This window comes from Thiorhodococcus mannitoliphagus, assembly GCF_010915725.1.
GTDB lineage: Bacteria > Pseudomonadota > Gammaproteobacteria > Chromatiales > Chromatiaceae > Thiorhodococcus > Thiorhodococcus mannitoliphagus.
The window spans coordinates 1-16072 of record NZ_JAAIJR010000119.1 but is presented as its reverse complement, the minus strand read 5'-3'; the positions used below and the strand labels follow the sequence as shown (position 1 = coordinate 16072).

Annotated in this window: 15 protein-coding genes; 5 read left to right on the top strand and 10 right to left on the bottom strand. The window is 64.5% G+C overall.

Annotated features, from left to right (window positions below):
* Positions 1-1095 precede the first annotated feature (1095 nt).
* From msrB to G3480_RS20785, 4 genes are all read right to left on the bottom strand, one after another.
* Positions 1096-1665, bottom strand: a complete 570-nt coding sequence (msrB, locus tag G3480_RS20800) for a peptide-methionine (R)-S-oxide reductase MsrB (RefSeq protein WP_164655811.1) — start codon at positions 1663-1665, stop codon at positions 1096-1098.
* Between the two features lie 188 nt (positions 1666-1853).
* Complete coding sequence (locus G3480_RS20795; protein WP_240905951.1) at positions 1854-2690, bottom strand: N-formylglutamate amidohydrolase; 837 nt, start codon at positions 2688-2690, stop codon at positions 1854-1856.
* 5 nt (positions 2691-2695) lie between these two features.
* Positions 2696-3505 (bottom strand): transglutaminase-like domain-containing protein, encoded by an 810-nt coding sequence (locus G3480_RS20790; protein WP_164655810.1) that lies wholly within the window; start codon positions 3503-3505, stop codon positions 2696-2698.
* A gap of 68 nt (positions 3506-3573) precedes the next feature.
* A complete protein-coding gene (locus G3480_RS20785) occupies positions 3574-3780 on the bottom strand; it encodes a hypothetical protein (protein WP_164655809.1) in 207 nt (68 codons plus the stop codon).
* A 243-nt stretch (positions 3781-4023) separates the two neighbouring features.
* On the opposite strand from G3480_RS20785, the gene G3480_RS20780 reads away from it, so the two are divergent.
* The 3 genes from G3480_RS20780 (at position 4024) to G3480_RS29075 (ending at position 4635) form a co-directional block, all read left to right on the top strand.
* Positions 4024-4167 (top strand): entericidin A/B family lipoprotein, encoded by a 144-nt coding sequence (locus tag G3480_RS20780; RefSeq protein ID WP_164655808.1) that lies wholly within the window; start codon positions 4024-4026, stop codon positions 4165-4167.
* A 47-nt stretch (positions 4168-4214) separates the two neighbouring features.
* Positions 4215-4433 carry a YgaP family membrane protein gene (locus tag G3480_RS20775; protein ID WP_164655807.1) on the top strand — a complete coding sequence of 73 codons (219 nt, stop codon included), beginning with the start codon at positions 4215-4217 and terminating at the stop codon, positions 4431-4433.
* 67 nt (positions 4434-4500) lie between these two features.
* Positions 4501-4635 carry a hypothetical protein gene (locus G3480_RS29075; protein WP_276611734.1) on the top strand — a complete coding sequence of 45 codons (135 nt, stop codon included), beginning with the start codon at positions 4501-4503 and terminating at the stop codon, positions 4633-4635.
* Between the two features lie 457 nt (positions 4636-5092).
* Here the strand turns inward: G3480_RS29075 and G3480_RS20770 are convergent, their stop codons facing one another.
* From G3480_RS20770 to G3480_RS28585, 6 genes are all read right to left on the bottom strand, one after another.
* Positions 5093-6124, bottom strand: a complete 1032-nt coding sequence (locus tag G3480_RS20770; RefSeq protein ID WP_164655806.1) for a class I fructose-bisphosphate aldolase — start codon at positions 6122-6124, stop codon at positions 5093-5095.
* Positions 6125-6132: 8 nt separating this feature from the next.
* Positions 6133-8514 (bottom strand): phosphoketolase family protein, encoded by a 2382-nt coding sequence (locus tag G3480_RS20765; protein WP_164655805.1) that lies wholly within the window; start codon positions 8512-8514, stop codon positions 6133-6135.
* Between the two features lie 416 nt (positions 8515-8930).
* A complete protein-coding gene (locus G3480_RS29070) occupies positions 8931-9191 on the bottom strand; it encodes an FAD-dependent oxidoreductase (RefSeq protein WP_338114192.1) in 261 nt (86 codons plus the stop codon).
* Between the two features lie 72 nt (positions 9192-9263).
* The gene (locus tag G3480_RS20755; RefSeq protein ID WP_164655804.1) at positions 9264-10529 is read right to left on the bottom strand and encodes a glucoamylase family protein; all 1266 of its coding nucleotides are present in this window, start codon (positions 10527-10529) and stop codon (positions 9264-9266) included.
* A 62-nt stretch (positions 10530-10591) separates the two neighbouring features.
* Positions 10592-11272: a phosphohexomutase domain-containing protein gene (locus G3480_RS28590; protein WP_338114191.1), complete on the bottom strand. Its 681-nt coding sequence runs from the start codon at positions 11270-11272 to the stop codon at positions 10592-10594.
* Complete coding sequence (locus G3480_RS28585) at positions 11188-12267, bottom strand: phosphoglucomutase (protein WP_240905949.1); 1080 nt, start codon at positions 12265-12267, stop codon at positions 11188-11190. The genes G3480_RS28590 and G3480_RS28585 overlap by 85 nt, the downstream gene beginning before the upstream one ends.
* A 1135-nt stretch (positions 12268-13402) precedes the next feature.
* Here G3480_RS28585 and fcl point away from each other — a divergent pair.
* A complete protein-coding gene (gene fcl, locus G3480_RS20745; protein ID WP_164655803.1) occupies positions 13403-14398 on the top strand; it encodes a GDP-L-fucose synthase in 996 nt (331 codons plus the stop codon).
* A gap of 2 nt (positions 14399-14400) precedes the next feature.
* On the top strand, positions 14401-15486 hold the full coding sequence (gene gmd, locus G3480_RS20740; RefSeq protein ID WP_164655802.1) for a GDP-mannose 4,6-dehydratase: 1086 nt from the start codon (positions 14401-14403) through the stop codon (positions 15484-15486).
* Positions 15487-16072 lie beyond the last annotated feature (586 nt).

Here is a 16072-nt window from a genome sequence, read left to right as displayed (position 1 = left end):
CAACTTCCCCCCTTTCGCAAAGGGGGGCTAGGGGGGATTTCGGACGGGATCGCTCGCATCGGGAAACCATCAACCACTTCCCCCCTTTCGCAAAGGGGGGCCAGGGGGGATTTCGGACAGGATCGCTCGCATCGGGAAACCATCAACCACTTCCCCCCTTTCGCAAAGGGGGCCAGGGGGGATTTCGGACGGGATCGCTCGCATCGGGAAAGCATCAACAACTCCCCCCCTTTCGCAAAGGGGGGCTAGGGGGGATTTCGGACGGGATCGCTCACATCGGGAAACCATTGATGGGCGCCTTCTTAGCAGTAGCATTCGAGTCGATTTATGGAAACCTTCGCGGCCGTGGAAAGGCTGTGATACCGCGTAGGGCGCAATCGCCCCAGCCTATTGCCCCGCATGGCAGGCAGCCGTGAGGGCGCAAGGTCCTGGCCAATCGCAGCTTGGCTCTCCGACCCTTGACTTTAATGCGAATCGTTCGTATTTTTCGAACAAGAGCCAATCATCGCGCAGCACGCAGCGGAAGAGCCTATGTTCATCCATCTCTGCAATTCAGTCATCAACAAGCAGATCGGCGACGCCATTGGGGCCGGAGAGAACCCCCTCATCAAGTCTCGCCCACGCTGGATGTCGGCAGCTACTGCGACAAGCGAACCAGCGCTGCGCGCGACCTTCAAAGGGGTCTGACGCTTAGAAAGAGACCATCAACAACCCTCCCCCCTTTCGCAAAGGGGGCCAGGGGGGACTTCGGGCGGGATCGCTCGCATCGGGAAACCATTGATGGGCACTTTCTTAGCCCCTCAGATTTCAACCTAACGCCTAAGGTGACCTAAAGCACATGTCTCAATCGCACTCCGTCAAGCACATCGCCAGGTCCCTGCCCCGCCAGGGTTTCCTTGCCTTCTTACTGCGCTGGATCGTTGCGGCCTCCCACTCCATGCCGCTGAGCCGTCGGCGCAGGCGCTGGAAACTGATGCATGGTTTCATGCGGGAGACCGAGGTCCAGCGCCAAGGGCGACCCCTTCGAAACCAGGGTCGCAGGTCGCTTGAGCAACCTGCTCCAGCGCACCGCCGAGCAATGCCGCAGGCGTCGATCTAGCGGGCCTCGGTGAAGAGGGAGAGATACTTGCCGTAGCCCTCTTTCTCCAAGTCATCGACCGAGATGAACCGTAAGGACGCAGAGTTGATGCAGTACCGCAATCCGGTCGGTTGCGGACCGTCGTTGAAGACATGCCCGAGATGCGAATCCGCGATGCGCGAGCGCACCTCGGTCCGGACCACACCGAGTGACCGATCGGTATGCTCGGCGATCAGGTCCGGCTCCAAGGGGGCATAAAAGCTCGGCCAACCAGTGCCGGATTTGAACTTCTCTCGGGAGCTGAATAGCGGCTCGCCAGAGACCACGTCCACATAGATGCCCTCCTCCTTGTTGTCCCAGTAGGTATTGCGGAACGGCGCCTCCGTCCCATCCCGCTGGGTGACGCGATACTGCAGCGGATCGAGGCGCGCCTTGATCTCCTCCTGTGATGGCCGCGTCCAGGGCAGGTCCGCCGCCGCGCTTGCACCACCCACATCGGCGAAGACGCCCGGGGCCTGGGCAGTGAGTAAAAACCCGGCGACCAGAGGCCCAATGAGCCGAAAGCGGATCTTGAGGCGTGTTGTCATGAGTGCTCTCCTCGGATCGAAATCTGGTTCATGCGCGGAAGCTCGCGCGCATGGTTCGTCGCGCAAAGACTCAGACGGCGGGTGATTGACTGAGTTTCATCCGCAAACGCCGAGTAAACCCGGTTATTTGTCCTCCAGGCCCTCGGCAAGCGTTCCGCGCGGACTCGCGCAGACGCCGATCGGCCGCCTTAGCCTTCGGAGATCGGCTCGCCAAGCAGCGCCTCATCAATGTGCTGGCAGGCCTGCGCCAGTCGCTCTACCCAGTCGGCGATCTGCGCCGGCCTTTGGAGTCCGTCCTGACGGATCTCGACCATGACATGAGGCATGCCGCGACGCTCGGCATGCGTGGGCAAGGTGAAGTCGTGGGCGTCTTCGATCGCATAGGGCTGGTTGTCACCCACCAGCAGGTCGGACTGTCGGGCAAGCACGTGGCGCAGCTGTTGGGCGAGCCTGGGATCACGGCCATAGGCGAGGCCGACCGGCCAGGGGCGCGACTGGCCCACGAACCGCGGGGTGAAGCTGTGCACACTGATGAGCTGCCGCGCGGGGTCGGGATGGGCATCCAGCCACTGCGCGATCGCTCGGTGATAGGGCAGAAACAGGGCTGCGATCCGGGCAGTCCGCGCTTCTGGGCGCAGCCCCTGGTTGCCGGGAATCGGGATCCCCGCGCTCTGCGCGGCGATCAGGTCAGGGCTCTCAAGGGGGCGGTTGAGATCGATCGCCAGGCGCGAGTAGCCGCCGAGGATCAGCGGGGCATCGAGCCTCGCTGCAAGGCCGCGGGCGACGGCGGCCGCGCCAGGATCCCAGGCGATGTGCTGCTCAAGCTGCTCGGGCGTCAGCCCGAGGCTGCCGAGTCGCCGCGGCAGGCGGTTGGAGGCGTGGTCGCAGACCAGCAGGAGGTTCGCCGCGCCGCCGGGATTCACGACCTCGAACGGCGGCGGCTCGTCGGGGTCGAGCAGCGCGGGCGCCTGCGCCATCTCCGGCACCAGCTGCGCCCATGCCCCCCAGCCAGCCTCGTCCGTCATCAGGCTCACACGCCCACCTCATCGGCCCAGACCCGGAAACCGGTCAGCGTCGCGGGGCCGAAGGTGTTGCTGAGCGGGACGTCCGCCGCGTCACGCCCCTGGGCGATCAGCACCCGCCCGATACGAGGGACCCGGTTGCGGGGATCCAGGGTGTGCCAGCGTCCACTGAGGTACACCTCCAGCCAAGCGGAAAAGTCCATGGGCTCGGGCGAAGCAGGGATTCCGATATCGCCCAGATACCCGGTGCAGTAGCGTGCCGGAATGTTCATGCAGCGGCAAAAGGCGACGGCCAAATGGGTGAAGTCGCGGCAGACGCCAGTCCGCTCCTGATAAGCCTCGAGCGCGGTCTTGGTGGCGCGGGAGTATTGATACCCGAAGGTGATGTGCTGATGCACGAAGTCGCTGATCGCCTGCACGCGCGGCCAGCCGAGGGGAGTCTGCCCGAACAGCGACCAGGCCGTTTCGGAGAGTCGATCGGTCTCACAGTAACGGCTGCCCTGGAGGTAGACCAAGGTCTCACTGGGCAGATCCTCGACCGCGTGCTGCACCGCCGTGGGGTCGACGGCATCCAGCAGACCGCTGTCATTGATGGTGGTGTCGGCGGTGATTCGAATGTCGCCCGGCGGGGCCACGAGCCGGCTGCACCAGTTGCCGAAGCCATCGCGATAGGCGATGACCGGCACTGCGGGCTCGGTGCGGATATGGTCCGGACCCAGCAGGTCGGAGACCCGGCTGTAGTGGACATTCAGGGTCAGGATCATGGGCGTGCGCTGAGGGCACCTATAGACCAACTCGTAGCCGAGCCGAATCTGCATCAGTCAACTCCTGGCGCAAGGCGCTTGGAAGCCATTGGAATGGTTGTCTGGAAACACAGCCTTGGTCATCACTCCGACCATCGCGACGGCATCACCTTGCAGGGTGGAACGCGAAGCGGTTCCACCTTCAGCGTTGCGGTTGGCATCGCTGGCGGATCGCCCGTCATCTCGCCGCGGACACTCACAGCCTTGACGAAGCGGTCTGCGGTCTCGACGACCTGGCGGATCGCATCGAGCACGACCGGATACAGGGCAAGTGTAGCTTGGGCCGTCACTGGACATTGCAATCCGTCACGGCCGATTGCAATCCATCGATGCAATGGCGGCTTTTTATTGGGCCTAAGTTCGCTAGCGCACTGAAGACGGGGTCCGTTCGGCGTAGCTTTGACCTCAAGGGTTGCCTGACGTCGTCGACAACACCCTGACCCCGGTTGACCGGGAGCCAATGAAGCCAGGACTGGCTGACGGTGGCGCAACGGCCAGGCATGGCATAGACAGACAGATAACAGGTCATGGTGATGAACAAGCTCCTAGCAATGATTCTTCTGGTCGCGATGAGCGGATTGTCCGGCTGCAACACCATCGAGGGCGCCGGCAAGGACATCCAAAGCGGCGGTGACGCCGTGAGCGACACGGCCAGGGACGTCAAGAAGGAGATGTGAAGCGGCACGGAGGCCAAGATCGATCCTCAACCACTGGAGCACTGATCATGAATTTTGACTACACCAAGCACAACATCGGCAACAACGATCGCATGATCCGCGCGGCGCTCGGCGTTCTACTCATCGCTAGCGTCTTCTTCGGCGGCGGCTGGGTGGGCGGACTGATCGGCGCAGTGCTGCTCGGCACCGCCGGGTTCCGGTTCTGCCCGGCCTACGCGCTCTTCGATTTCAGCACCGACAAGACTGCGGCCCCTGTGGGCAAATAGCGACCGGGCTGCAAACCGACCGGGCCATCTGGCCCGGTGATACCTCCACACTCTCGGGAGATACCCCATGACCAAAGAACGACTCAGCAAAAAAGAAACAAAGAAGAAACCCAGCCTGACGCCCAAAGAAAAAAAGAATGCGAAGAAGTCCAAGCACGAATCCAAGACATTACTGGGGAACGCCAAGGGCGCCTCGGTCTGAGCGGCGGGCCGAGACGCGCTTAGGCGTTTTCTCTCAAAGCCCACAAGTTCCGCGTCACCGGCCTTGCTCCTAGGAACCTGTCCGCTGCGGCCATTCGAACCATCCACCTCTCCGCTCAACGCCCTCACTCGCATCCCCTCTTTCAATCCAGCGTAGCGACGGTCGAAGGATCGATCGTCGTCCAGGCGCAAGGGATCTGACCAGCTTGATCTCGCCCCGATGCCCTTGGCGATCATCGAGCACTCGAATCGCTGACTCCTCCCACTCGACGCCATCCGGCCGCTGCTGCGCCCCCCTCATCGGGTGCCCGCGACCCCCATGATCCCGACGGAACTGACGGCCCCCCTCGAAACCGAGCCCGCGTAGGGTGGAACACCGATAGGCGGTTCCACCAGACGAGACGCTCTTCGATTTCAGCACCGACAAGGCGGGGGCCGCTCGGCCTGCAAAAGCGCCGCTATCGGCTTTCCATCGCGGCCTTGTATTCACCAAGCACCGCGGCGTGATTGCAATGGGCGCGATGCAGCAAGGCTTGCTGCGCCGCGTCATGGTTCGCCGCGTTGCCCGCCCAAGCCGCCAGCGCCGGGTGCTGCAGCGCACGCCCGAAGGAGAACGACAGGGGCCAAGGCGGTTGCGCCGACACGGAGCGGAAGCGCCGATTCATGGCGTTCAGCCGCGCGGTGGCCAACTCATCGGATTGCCCACCCGACAGGAAGGTGATGCCCGCCACCGCGGCGGGAACGGCCCGCAGCAGAGATTGCAGGGTGGCGTCGGCCACCGCCTCGTCGCTGTCTTGCGTGGCGCAACCCAATCCCGGCACCACCATGTTGGGTTTCAGGACCATCCCCTCGAACAGGACGCCCTGCGCATGGAGCTGGCCGAACACCCGGTGCAGGACCTCCTCCGTCACCACCCGACAGCGCTCCAGGCTGTGGTCGCCGTCCATCAAGACTTCAGGCTCAACAATGGGCACCAGTCCGGCTTCCTGGCACAGGGCGGCATAGCGCGCCAGGGCATGCGCATTGGCCTCGATGCCGGTCCGGGTGGGTCGTCCATCTCCGATGTTCAGCACGGCGCGCCACTTGGCGAAACGCGCGCCCAGGTCGACATAGGTCGCCAGGCGTGCACGCAAGCCATCCAGTCCCTCGGTGACGGTCTCGCCGGGATGCCCAGCCAGCGGCTTGGCCCCGAGATCCACCTTGATGCCGGGGATGATGCCGGCCGCGGTGAGGAGGCTGACCAGTGGCGTTCCGTCCGGCCGCTGCTGTCGAAGCGTCTCGTCAAAAAGGATCGCGCCACTGATCGACGCGTTGAGGCCGGGCGTGGACGCCAGCAGATCCCGCCAGGCATGTCGGGCCTCTTGGGTCTGGGCGATGCCGACGCTGGCGAAGCGCTTGTGAATGGTGCCGGTGCTCTCATCCATGGCCAGCAGGCCCTTGCCCTCGGCCACCATGGCTTGAGCGGTGTCGATCAGTGCTTGGGTGTTCATCTTGATCCTCACTCGGGTTTCGGTTGTCCGACGTTCCAGGTCCAGTTGCGGATCTCCGGCAGATCCCGGCCATGCTTGCCAATGTAGTGCCGGTGCTCGATCAGCTTGTCCTGAACCAACTGTTTCAGGTACGCGCCCTTGGTGCCCAAGTGCGGCAGGCGGTCGACCGCGTCCTGCACCAGATGGAAGCGATCCAGCTCATTGAGCACGCGCATGTCGAAGGGCGTGGTGGTGGTGCCCTCCTCCTTGTAACCCCGCACATGCAGGTTGTGGTTGGCACGCCGGTAGGTCAGGCGGTGGACCAGCCAGGGGTAGCCGTGAAAGCCGAAGATGATGGGTTTGTCCTTGGTGAAGAGCGCGTCGTAGTCGCGGTCGGTGAGTCCGTGCGGATGTTCCAGACTGGGCTGCAGGCGCATCAGGTCGACGACGTTGATCACCCGGATCTTCAGCTCCGGCAGATGCTCGCGCAGGATGGACACGGCGGCGAGGATCTCCAGCGTCGGCGTATCCCCGCAACAGGCCATCACCAGGTCCGGCTCGCTGCCCTGATCGTTGCTGGCCCAGGGCCAGATGCCGATGCCTTCGGTGCAGTGCACCACCGCGTCGTCGATGCCGAGCCATTGCGGCATGGGATGTTTGCCCGCGACTACCACGTTGACGTAGTGGCGGCTGCGCAGGCAGTGATCGACCACTGACAGCAGGCAGTTCGCATCGGGCGGCAGGTAGACGCGCACGATGTCGGCCTTCTTGTTGATGACGTGATCGAGGAAGCCGGGGTCCTGGTGGGTGAAGCCGTCGTGGTCCTGCTGCCAGACGTGGGAGGTCAGCAGATAGTTCAGCGAGCTGATCTTGCGCCGCCAGGGCAGCTCGGCGGTGACCTTCAGCCATTTGGCGTGCTGGCTGAACATGGAGTCGACGATGCGGATGAAGGCCTCGTAGCTGTTGAAGAGCCCGTGCCGTCCGGTGAGCAGATAGCCTTCCAGCCAGCCCTGGCATTGGTGCTCGCTGAGCATGGCGTCGAGCACGCCGCCAGCGGGCGCGAGGAATTCGTCGTTATCGAGGGTGCGCGCGTCCCACTGGCGGTCGGTGACCTCGAAGACCGCGCTCAAGCGGTTGGAGACGGTCTCGTCGGGGCCAAAGAGGCGGAAGGTCCGTGGTGCTTGATTCAGCTTGGTCACATCCCGCAGGTACTGACCCAGGACGCGCGTATCCTCGGCCTCGATGGCGCCGGGGGATGGCACCGGCAACGCTGACGCGCGGAAATCAGGCAGACGCAGATCGCGCAGCAAATCGCCGCCGTTGGTGTGCGGATTGGCGCCCATGCGCCGCTTGCCCTCGGGCGCGAGCGCGGCCAGTTCCGGGAGGAGTCGGCCATCCGCATCGAACAGCTCCTCCGGCTGATAGCTTCGCATCCAGCGTTCGAGCGCTTGGACATGGTCGGGATGCTCGGCATCAACGACGATCGGCACCTGATGCGAGTGGAAGGTGCCGGTGTTCGGCACGCCATCGACCTGCTCCGGTCCGGTCCAGCCCTTGGGCGAGCGCAGCACGATCATGGGCCAGCGCGGCCGGGAGGCATCCTGCGTGTCGCGCGCCTGGCGCTGAATCCGCTGGATGTCCGCGATGGCCCGGTCCAGCGTCTCGGCCATCAGCTGGTGCATGCGCTCCGGCTCGTCGCCCTCGACGAAGTATGGGGTCCAGCCGCAGCCGCGGAAGAAGTGTTCCAGCTCCTCGGGCTCGATGCGGGCCAGCAGGGTCGGATTGCTGATCTTGTAGCCGTTGAGATGCAGGATCGGCAGCACGGCACCGTCGGTGATGGGGTCGAGAAACTTGTTGGAATGCCAGGCGGTCGCCAGCGGGCCGGTCTCCGCCTCGCCGTCGCCGACGACACAGGCAATGATAAGCCCGGGATTGTCGAACGCGGCGCCGAAGGCATGGCTGAGCGAGTAGCCCAGCTCGCCGCCTTCGTGGATCGACCCTGGCGTCGTCGGTGCTACATGGCTGCCGATGCCGCCGGGAAAGGAGAACTGCGTGAACAGCTGCTTGAGTCCGGCCTCGTTCTGGCCGATGTTCGGATAGCGCTCGCTGTAGGTCCCTTCCAGGTAGGTATTGGCCACCAGCGCCGGGCCACCGTGGCCAGGGCCGGCGATGTAGAACATGTCCAGGTCATGCGCCTTGATGACGCGGTTCAGATGTACATAGATGAAGTTCTGGCCCGGCGTCGTGCCCCAGTGTCCGAGCACCATCGGCTTGATGTGCGAGAGCTTCAGCGGCTCTTTGAGCAGCGGGTTGTCGTAGAGATAGATCTGGCCGACCGACAGATAGTTAGCGGCACGCCAGTAGCCGTCCATCTGGTGGAGCAGTTCGGGTGTGAGGGCGGCGGTGGTCATGGCTGACGGTCCTGGGTTGTGGGGCGGGCTGCGCGACGATTGCTCGCGAGGGTTTTGCTAGGGGAAGCGGACATGCCCATCGCGAAATGAGCGGGACCTCCCCTGCGAGGACGAAAGTCGCGCTCGCAGTGGTAGCGCCAGGAAGGACAGCTAGCGCGATGCCTACAACCGAACGCCTCTACGCCGCTCCTCTCATGCTTGTGGCCGAGGATCGTCATCACCCTCTTGTCAGCCACCACGAGAATTCCATCCTAAGGCGAAACCTTCGCGCCTTCCGTGCGGTAGCGAACGGAGCGCAGGCCTGTCATCTGTTCTTTATGGAGAGGTGTCGCCACCAGTGCGCACCACCGGCAACGGAGCTGGGGCGGGTTGGACTGGAGCCGTTCGCGATCGGCCCTGGTCTGCTCAGCGAGTTGCTACGCAGTGACCATGATGATGGTGGGGTAAGCGCGTATAAGACAGGGCCAGCGTAGCTGGCAATGAATGCAGCCTTCGTTCAGGCAGTTGCCGCCGATGTGGCGCGACTCGATCAACGCCACCCGCGCGCCCGCGGCGACGGCCTCCCGAGCCGCCACCAGACCAGCGGGGCCGGCACCGATGATGAGCAGGTCGTAGCGGGTATGGTCGCCCTGCCCCTGCCGATCCGCGTCACGCGGGCTCGGTCGGATCTGACTCACCGGTTCGCCGCGCGCCGCGGCTCTGCGGCCCGGCTTCGCCACGGCTGGGGGAAGACGCCTGCGTCCTGGCCCTCATGGCTGCCCGTCCTCGGCCAGCCATCCGCCGCGGAAGCCGGCGCGGTGCAGGCCCGTACGGATCGGCGCCGAGCCGCGCAGCAGGCGCCACAGCAGGCCGGAGCGGAAGTTCTCGATCATCAGCACGATCAGGCCCTGGTCGAGCCCGAAGCTGCCTTCGGAGATCCAGCCGCCGTGCACGCTGTCGTTGAAGCCGCTGGCGCGCGCGGCTCGGTCGTCGGTGGCGGACCCGCGCGCGAGCATCCGCCGGATCGCCGGCAGCGCGATCTCGGGGGCAAAGACCAGGGATGCCAGCACCGAGGGGCCGGCGAGCGTGCCGTCGTCGGGGCCGTCGGGCACACCGCGCGCCGCATAGCCGTAGAACGACTGGCGGCGCCCGGCGATGCGTTGCCGTGGGGCGCGGGGCCCGTCGCCGGCCGACAGGCCCCAGCCGTCCTCGCCATAGCCGACGAAGCCGCGCGGGTTGCGGATGGCGTACTCGCGCTGCACGTAGGTGGCGCGGCGGCTGTTCTCGAAGTAGTCGCAGCGCTTCTCGCGCATGAATGCGTCGCGGATGCCGCGAAAGTCGATCCAGACGTGCGAGAACTGGTGGATGAACAGCGGCCCGGCGTAGAGAAAGTCGATGCCGTAGAGGTTCTCCCACTGGTAGGTGCTGGTCCAGGCCGGGAAGCTGGCCTCGCTCAGCGGATGGGTCGGCGAGCCCAAGCCCAGCGTGTAGAGCAGGAGGGCTTCGCTGTAGCCCTTCCAGCCGTAGTTGAGAAAGCCGCTCTTGGGCTTCCAGCCCATCACGAGGGCGGCGCCTTTGCGCTGGGCCCAGCACCAGTCCACACGGCGATAAAGCCTGTCGGCCAGCGCGCGCAGCTCGGTCTCGTCTGGGGTGGCTGCGGTGAAATAGGTCGCCGCCGTGAGCATGCCGGCCAGCAGCAGCGCGGTGTCGATCAGCGAGACCTCGCAACGCCAGGCGCGCGTGCCGCTGTCCAGGTGCAGGAAGTGGAAGTAGAAACCATTGCGCCCGGTCGATTCCGGCGTGCCGCTTTGATCGCTGTCCCGGAAGAAGCGCAGCGCGGTCAGGCTGCGCCGCAGCGCGTCGCCGCGCGTCATCCAGCCGCGCTCGACGCCCACCGGATAGGCCGAGAGGGCGAAGCCGACGACCGCGATGCTGGCGTGCGAGCCCGGCCGCGAGGTATCGGCCACCAGGCCATTGTCGCGGTTGGTGTGCCGGACGAAATACTCGAAGGCGGCGCGCTGCAGGCCGTCCAGCATGGCTTCGTCGGCCGGCGATAGAGGCTTGGCGTCTGCCGCTGGAGGCAAGGACGCGGCCTGCCTCACGGTCGCTTTGCCGATGACGTTGGCGCCAGCGCGGCGTCGACGGTGGCCTGCGCCTCCACCAGGATGCGCTGCAGATGCGCGGCGCCCTGGAAGCTTTCGGCGTAGATCTTATAGAGATCCTCGGTGCCCGAGGGCCGGGCCGCGTACCAGCCGCTCTTGGCACTGACCTTGATGCCGCCGATGGGCGCACCGTTGCCGGGTGCCTGGCTGAGCACGCTGACGATCCCCTCCCCCGCCAGTGCGGTCGCGTCGATCTGCTGCGGCGACAGTGCCGCCAAACGCGCCTTCTGCTCCGCCGTTGCCGGCGCCTGGATGCGGTCTTCGACCGGGCTACCGAGCTGCCCGGCGAGATCGAGGTAGAGCGCCCCCGGATCGCGGCCGCAGCGGGCCGTGATCTCGGCCGCGACCAGCGCCGCGATCAGGCCGTCCTTGTCGGTGGTCCAGACCCGGCCGTCGCGGCGCAGGAAGGCCGCACCGGCACTCTCTTCGCCACCGAAGCCCAGGCGGCCGTCGAGCAGCCCTTGCGAGAACCACTTGAAGCCAACCGGCACCTCATAGAGCCAACGGCCCAGTCGTGCGGCGACACGGTCGATCAGTTGCGTGCTGACCACGGTCTTGCCCACGGCGGCGGTTGCGCCCCATTGGGGTCGATGTCGGAACAGATCGTCGATGGCCACCGCGAGGTAGTGGTTCGGCGGCAGCAGCCCGGCGGCGGGCGTGACGATGCCGTGGCGGTCGTGGTCGGTGTCGCAGGCGAAGGCGATATCGAAGCGGTCCTTGATGGCGACAGCCGCTGCATCGCATAGACCGAGGACGGGTTCATGCGAATCTGACCGTCCCAGTCCAGCGTCATGAAGGCGAAGGTCGGATCGATCTGCTCGCTGACCACGGTCAGGTCGAGCTTCCAGCGTTCGGCAATCGCGGCCCAGTAGTGCACGCCGGCACCGCCCAGCGGGTCGACGCCCAGGCGGAGCCCTGCGTTGCGGATCAGGTCCAGGTCGATCACCTGGTCGAGTTCGGCCACGTAGTGCCCGAGGTAGTCGTGCCGGTGTGTCGTCGCGGCCGCCAGAGCGCGATCGTGCGGCAGGCGGCGCACGCCGTCCAGGCCGTTCTCGAGAAAGCGATTCGCCGCCGCCTGGATCGCGTCGGTGATGCCCTCCCCGGCCGGCCCGCCATGCGGTGGGTTGTACTTGAAGCCGCCATCGCGCGGCGGGTTGTGCGACGGCGTGACGACGATGCCGTCGGCACGTCGGCCGGGCTCGGCGACGCCACGGTTGTGCGTGAGGATGGCGAGCGAGACCGCCGGGGTCGGCGTGGGCTCATCGTGGGTCGCCAGCATCACCTCCACGCCATTAGCGGCCAGCACCTCAAGGGCGCTCGCGCAGGCCGGTACGGACAGGGCATGGGTGTCGATGCCCATAAACAGCGGCCCGGCGATGCCCTGGGCCTTGCGGTGATCGCACAGTGCCTGGGTGATGGCCAGCATATGCCATTCGTTGAAGGAGACGTCGAAGGCCGAGCCACGGTGGCCCGAGGTGCCGAAGGCGACCCGCTGGGCGGGCACGCTCGGGTCGGGGCGTTCCGAAAAGTATGCCGCCACGAGCTGGTCGACGTCGATCAGCAGATCCTTCGGCACCGGTTGGCCGGCGAGCGGACTGATATGGGTGCTCATGAGGAAGTGCCCCGGCTCTGCTGGGCCAACTGCTGCCAGGCGGCGGCGAGCACCTGGGCTGCGTCAAAGCCGAAGCGCAGGTGATGCAATGCATGTTTGGCGTTCATGCGTCATCGCTCCCTGTTGATCGTGATCGCGTAACGCAGAGCGCGCGACGCCTGCCGGGATCGGCGATCGACCCGGCATGCCGCACTCTGTCGCCTCGCAACCGGCGCGTCTGTGCGCTGCCGTAAGCAGCGCCGACGGATCGGGCAGAGCCGCGCGCCGGTCATCAATCTGGCCATTCATCGCGCCGTCGAACACGGACTGGCCATCGACGCCCAGCAGCGGGTTAAACCTCGCGTATCGCAGGGGATTCGGATGGTGCTGCGAGATGGCCGACGCCGAGCGATCAACTGCCCGCGGCATAAGGCCGCAAGACTTCCGGGATGCTAGCCTTGATCATCGTTCCGGCCGGCTGCAAAGCTGACTCTGTAGTCAGGCCATCTTGGCCTGACGATCTGAGGGCTAGAAGCCCTGACTACAGATAGGCACAAGCGATCGGCACCGGGTGGCCACGGGTGCTTACGCACCCGCGGCTCCCACAGATCCGGACGTGCGGGACTACCGCATCTTATGTGGCGCGCCACATAAGATGCGTAATGTGGCGTTGCCTGTTATGTGGCGGTGAGACCCTAACCGTCTGACCAGGTTAGAGCTTGGCGAGGCTGGACGCCACATAACGATCTTGTCGGTCAAATCTCTTTTGCACAGGAGATTGACCATGTTCGACAAGCTTTTCAAACGACCGAGCACAATCACTTACCAGCTTGAGGCGCCCCTGGCATCGGAGCGCGCGTCCTACCTGAGAAAATGCGCTGAGGATGGAGCAGCGCCGGAGACCTTGCTGCGCATCGCTCGAGAACAAACGGCCCCTCGCAACCGAGGGCTTGAGGTTACATTCTAAGCGCCACGCCGCCGCATGGGCTTTCTCCGCGCAGCGGCTTCGTCCAACACCAGATTTCAGAGATCGCGCTTCAAGACCCCGGCACTCCGGCCCCCTCACCCGTCTCGTTTCGCTTGATGGAGCCCGCGCAAGTGATTAATATCCATGGCCGATTAAGCCTTGGTCTCACTCAAAGGAACGCACTTTGAAATGGAAGCCAACTGCCAAGCCACGCCCCTAACTCTAAGCGGCAAGATCTACCTCGCCGGCCATCGCGGCATGGTCGGCTCGGCCATCCACCGTCGGCTGGAACAGACCGACGGCGTGGAAGTGCTCACCCGCACCCACGCCGAGCTTGATCTCACCAACCAGGCCGCCGTCGATGACTGCTTCGCCACCGAGCGACCGGATCACGTCATCCTCGCCGCCGCCAAGGTCGGCGGCATCTGGGCCAACAACAGCTACCCCGCCGACTTCATCTATCAGAACCTGATGATCGAGGCCAACGTCATCCATGCCGCCTACCGCGCGGGTGTCAAGCGTCTGCTGCTGCTCGGCAGCTCCTGCATCTACCCGCGCCTAGCGCCCCAGCCCATGGCCGAGGACGCGCTGCTGACCGGACCGCTGGAGCAGACCAACGAGCCCTACGCCATCGCCAAGATCGCCGGCATCAAGCTCTGTGAGTCCTACAACCGCCAATACGACACGGACTTCCGCAGCGTGATGCCGACCAACCTCTATGGCCCCGGCGACAACTTCGACCTGGAGAACAGCCACGTCATCCCTGCCCTGCTGCGCAAGCTGCACCAGGCCAAGGAGACCCAGTCGCCCAGCGTCACCATCTGGGGCACCGGCACGCCACGGCGTGAATTCCTCCACGTCGACGACATGGCCGAGGCCTGTCTGCACGTCATGGGCCTACCGCTGGAGACCCTTCAAGCCCACACCCAGCCGATGCTCTCGCACATCAACATCGGCGCCGGCACCGATGTCAGCATCCGCGAGCTGGCCGAGACCATCGCCGAGATCGTCGGCTTCGAGGGCGAGCTGCGCTACGACACCAGCAAGCCCGACGGCACGCCCCAAAAGCTGATGGACGTCTCGCGCCTCAAGGCGCTGGGCTGGCAGGCCCGAACCGGGCTGCGCGAAGGGCTACAACAGACTTACGCTTGGTTTCTCGAGAACCAGCAGACGATTAGGAGTTGAACGTGAAGAAGGCATTGATTACCGGCGTCACTGGACAGGACGGCGCCTATCTCTCCGAGCTGCTGCTGGAGAAGGGCTACGAGGTCCACGGCATCAAGCGCCGCTCCTCGCTATTCAATACCGATCGCATCGATCATCTCTACCAGGATCCCCACGCTTCGGACCGCCACTTCGTCCTGCACCATGGCGACATGACCGACTCCTCCAGCCTGATCCGCATCATTCAGCAGGTGCAGCCGGACGAGATCTATAACCTGGCGGCCCAGAGCCATGTCGCGGTCTCCTTCGAGGAGCCAGAGTACACCGCTAACTCGGACGCACTCGGCCCGCTGCGCGTCCTGGAGGCCATCCGCATCCTCGGTCTGGAGCAGAAGACACGCTTCTACCAGGCATCCACCTCAGAACTCTACGGGTTGGTGCAAGAGATCCCCCAGCGCGAAACCACGCCCTTCTATCCGCGGTCGCCCTACGCGGTCGCCAAGCTCTACGCCTACTGGATCACCGTCAACTATCGCGAGGCCTACGGCATCTACGCCTGCAACGGCATCCTCTTCAATCACGAGAGCCCGATTCGCGGCGAGACCTTCGTCACCCGCAAGATCACCCGCGCCCTGGCCCGCATCAAGCTCGGCCTGCAGGAACGGCTCTATCTGGGCAACCTGGACGCCAAGCGCGACTGGGGCCATGCCCGCGACTATGTGCGCATGCAATGGCTGATGCTCCAGCAGGAAGCGCCCGAGGACTATGTGATCGCCACCGGCGAGCAGCACAGCGTGCGCGAATTCGTCGAGGTCGCCGCGCGCGAGATCGGCATCGGCATCCGCTGGGAAGGCCAAGGCGTCGACGAGAAGGGCTACGACCAGGCAACCAACGCCTGCATTGTCGCCGTCGACCCGCGCTACTTCCGCCCCACCGAGGTCGAAACCCTGCTCGGCGATCCGACCAAGGCGCGCGAGCAACTCGGCTGGACCCCAGAGGTCAGCTTCAGCGCGCTGGTCAGCGAGATGATGCGTGAAGACCTCAAGGAGGCGGAACGGGATCAGCTCTGCGCCCGTGAGGGGTTCGCCACCTTAAGCCGCAATGAGTGAGCCCCTGTCAGCGATGCAGGATGGCAAGGCGTGCCGCCCACCCAGCGCATCCTCATCGTCTCGCTCTGCGACGGACCCCTTGTGACACGCGACGCCGTCTGAGATCCCGGGGGGCGGTTGGTGCTCGTCAATGACGCACTGCCCGCTTGGCCTGCGCCCGATCTGACAGGATTGGCTCTCACCCAAAATCGATGTTTCTCGGGGCTAGCAGCCTGTGGAGCAATCCACGCAAGTAATTGATAATAATTTATATTTTTCTGGAAACAAGAACACAAAGTCTTGAAATCATCCTAGAGACCCCGATCGACGCTGCGAGGGTGACTGAAGTAACCCCTGCGAATTTCCAGACAGCTTCTCAGGGCTACAGCCTTCACCTCGTATTACTCGTTTTTCTGGTCATCCGGCTGACACCTTTCGGCCATTAGGCGAACTCCGAAAATGACCTTAGAGGATATCCGGAACAGAAAATGCTTAATAATTAAAATGCCAAATAAGATAGTATCTTAGGTACGACAATCACGCGTATCGAGGATGCCATGGCCTTTCAAGAGATGTCCGATGATTTTTGGCGCCAGGCAGAACCGTT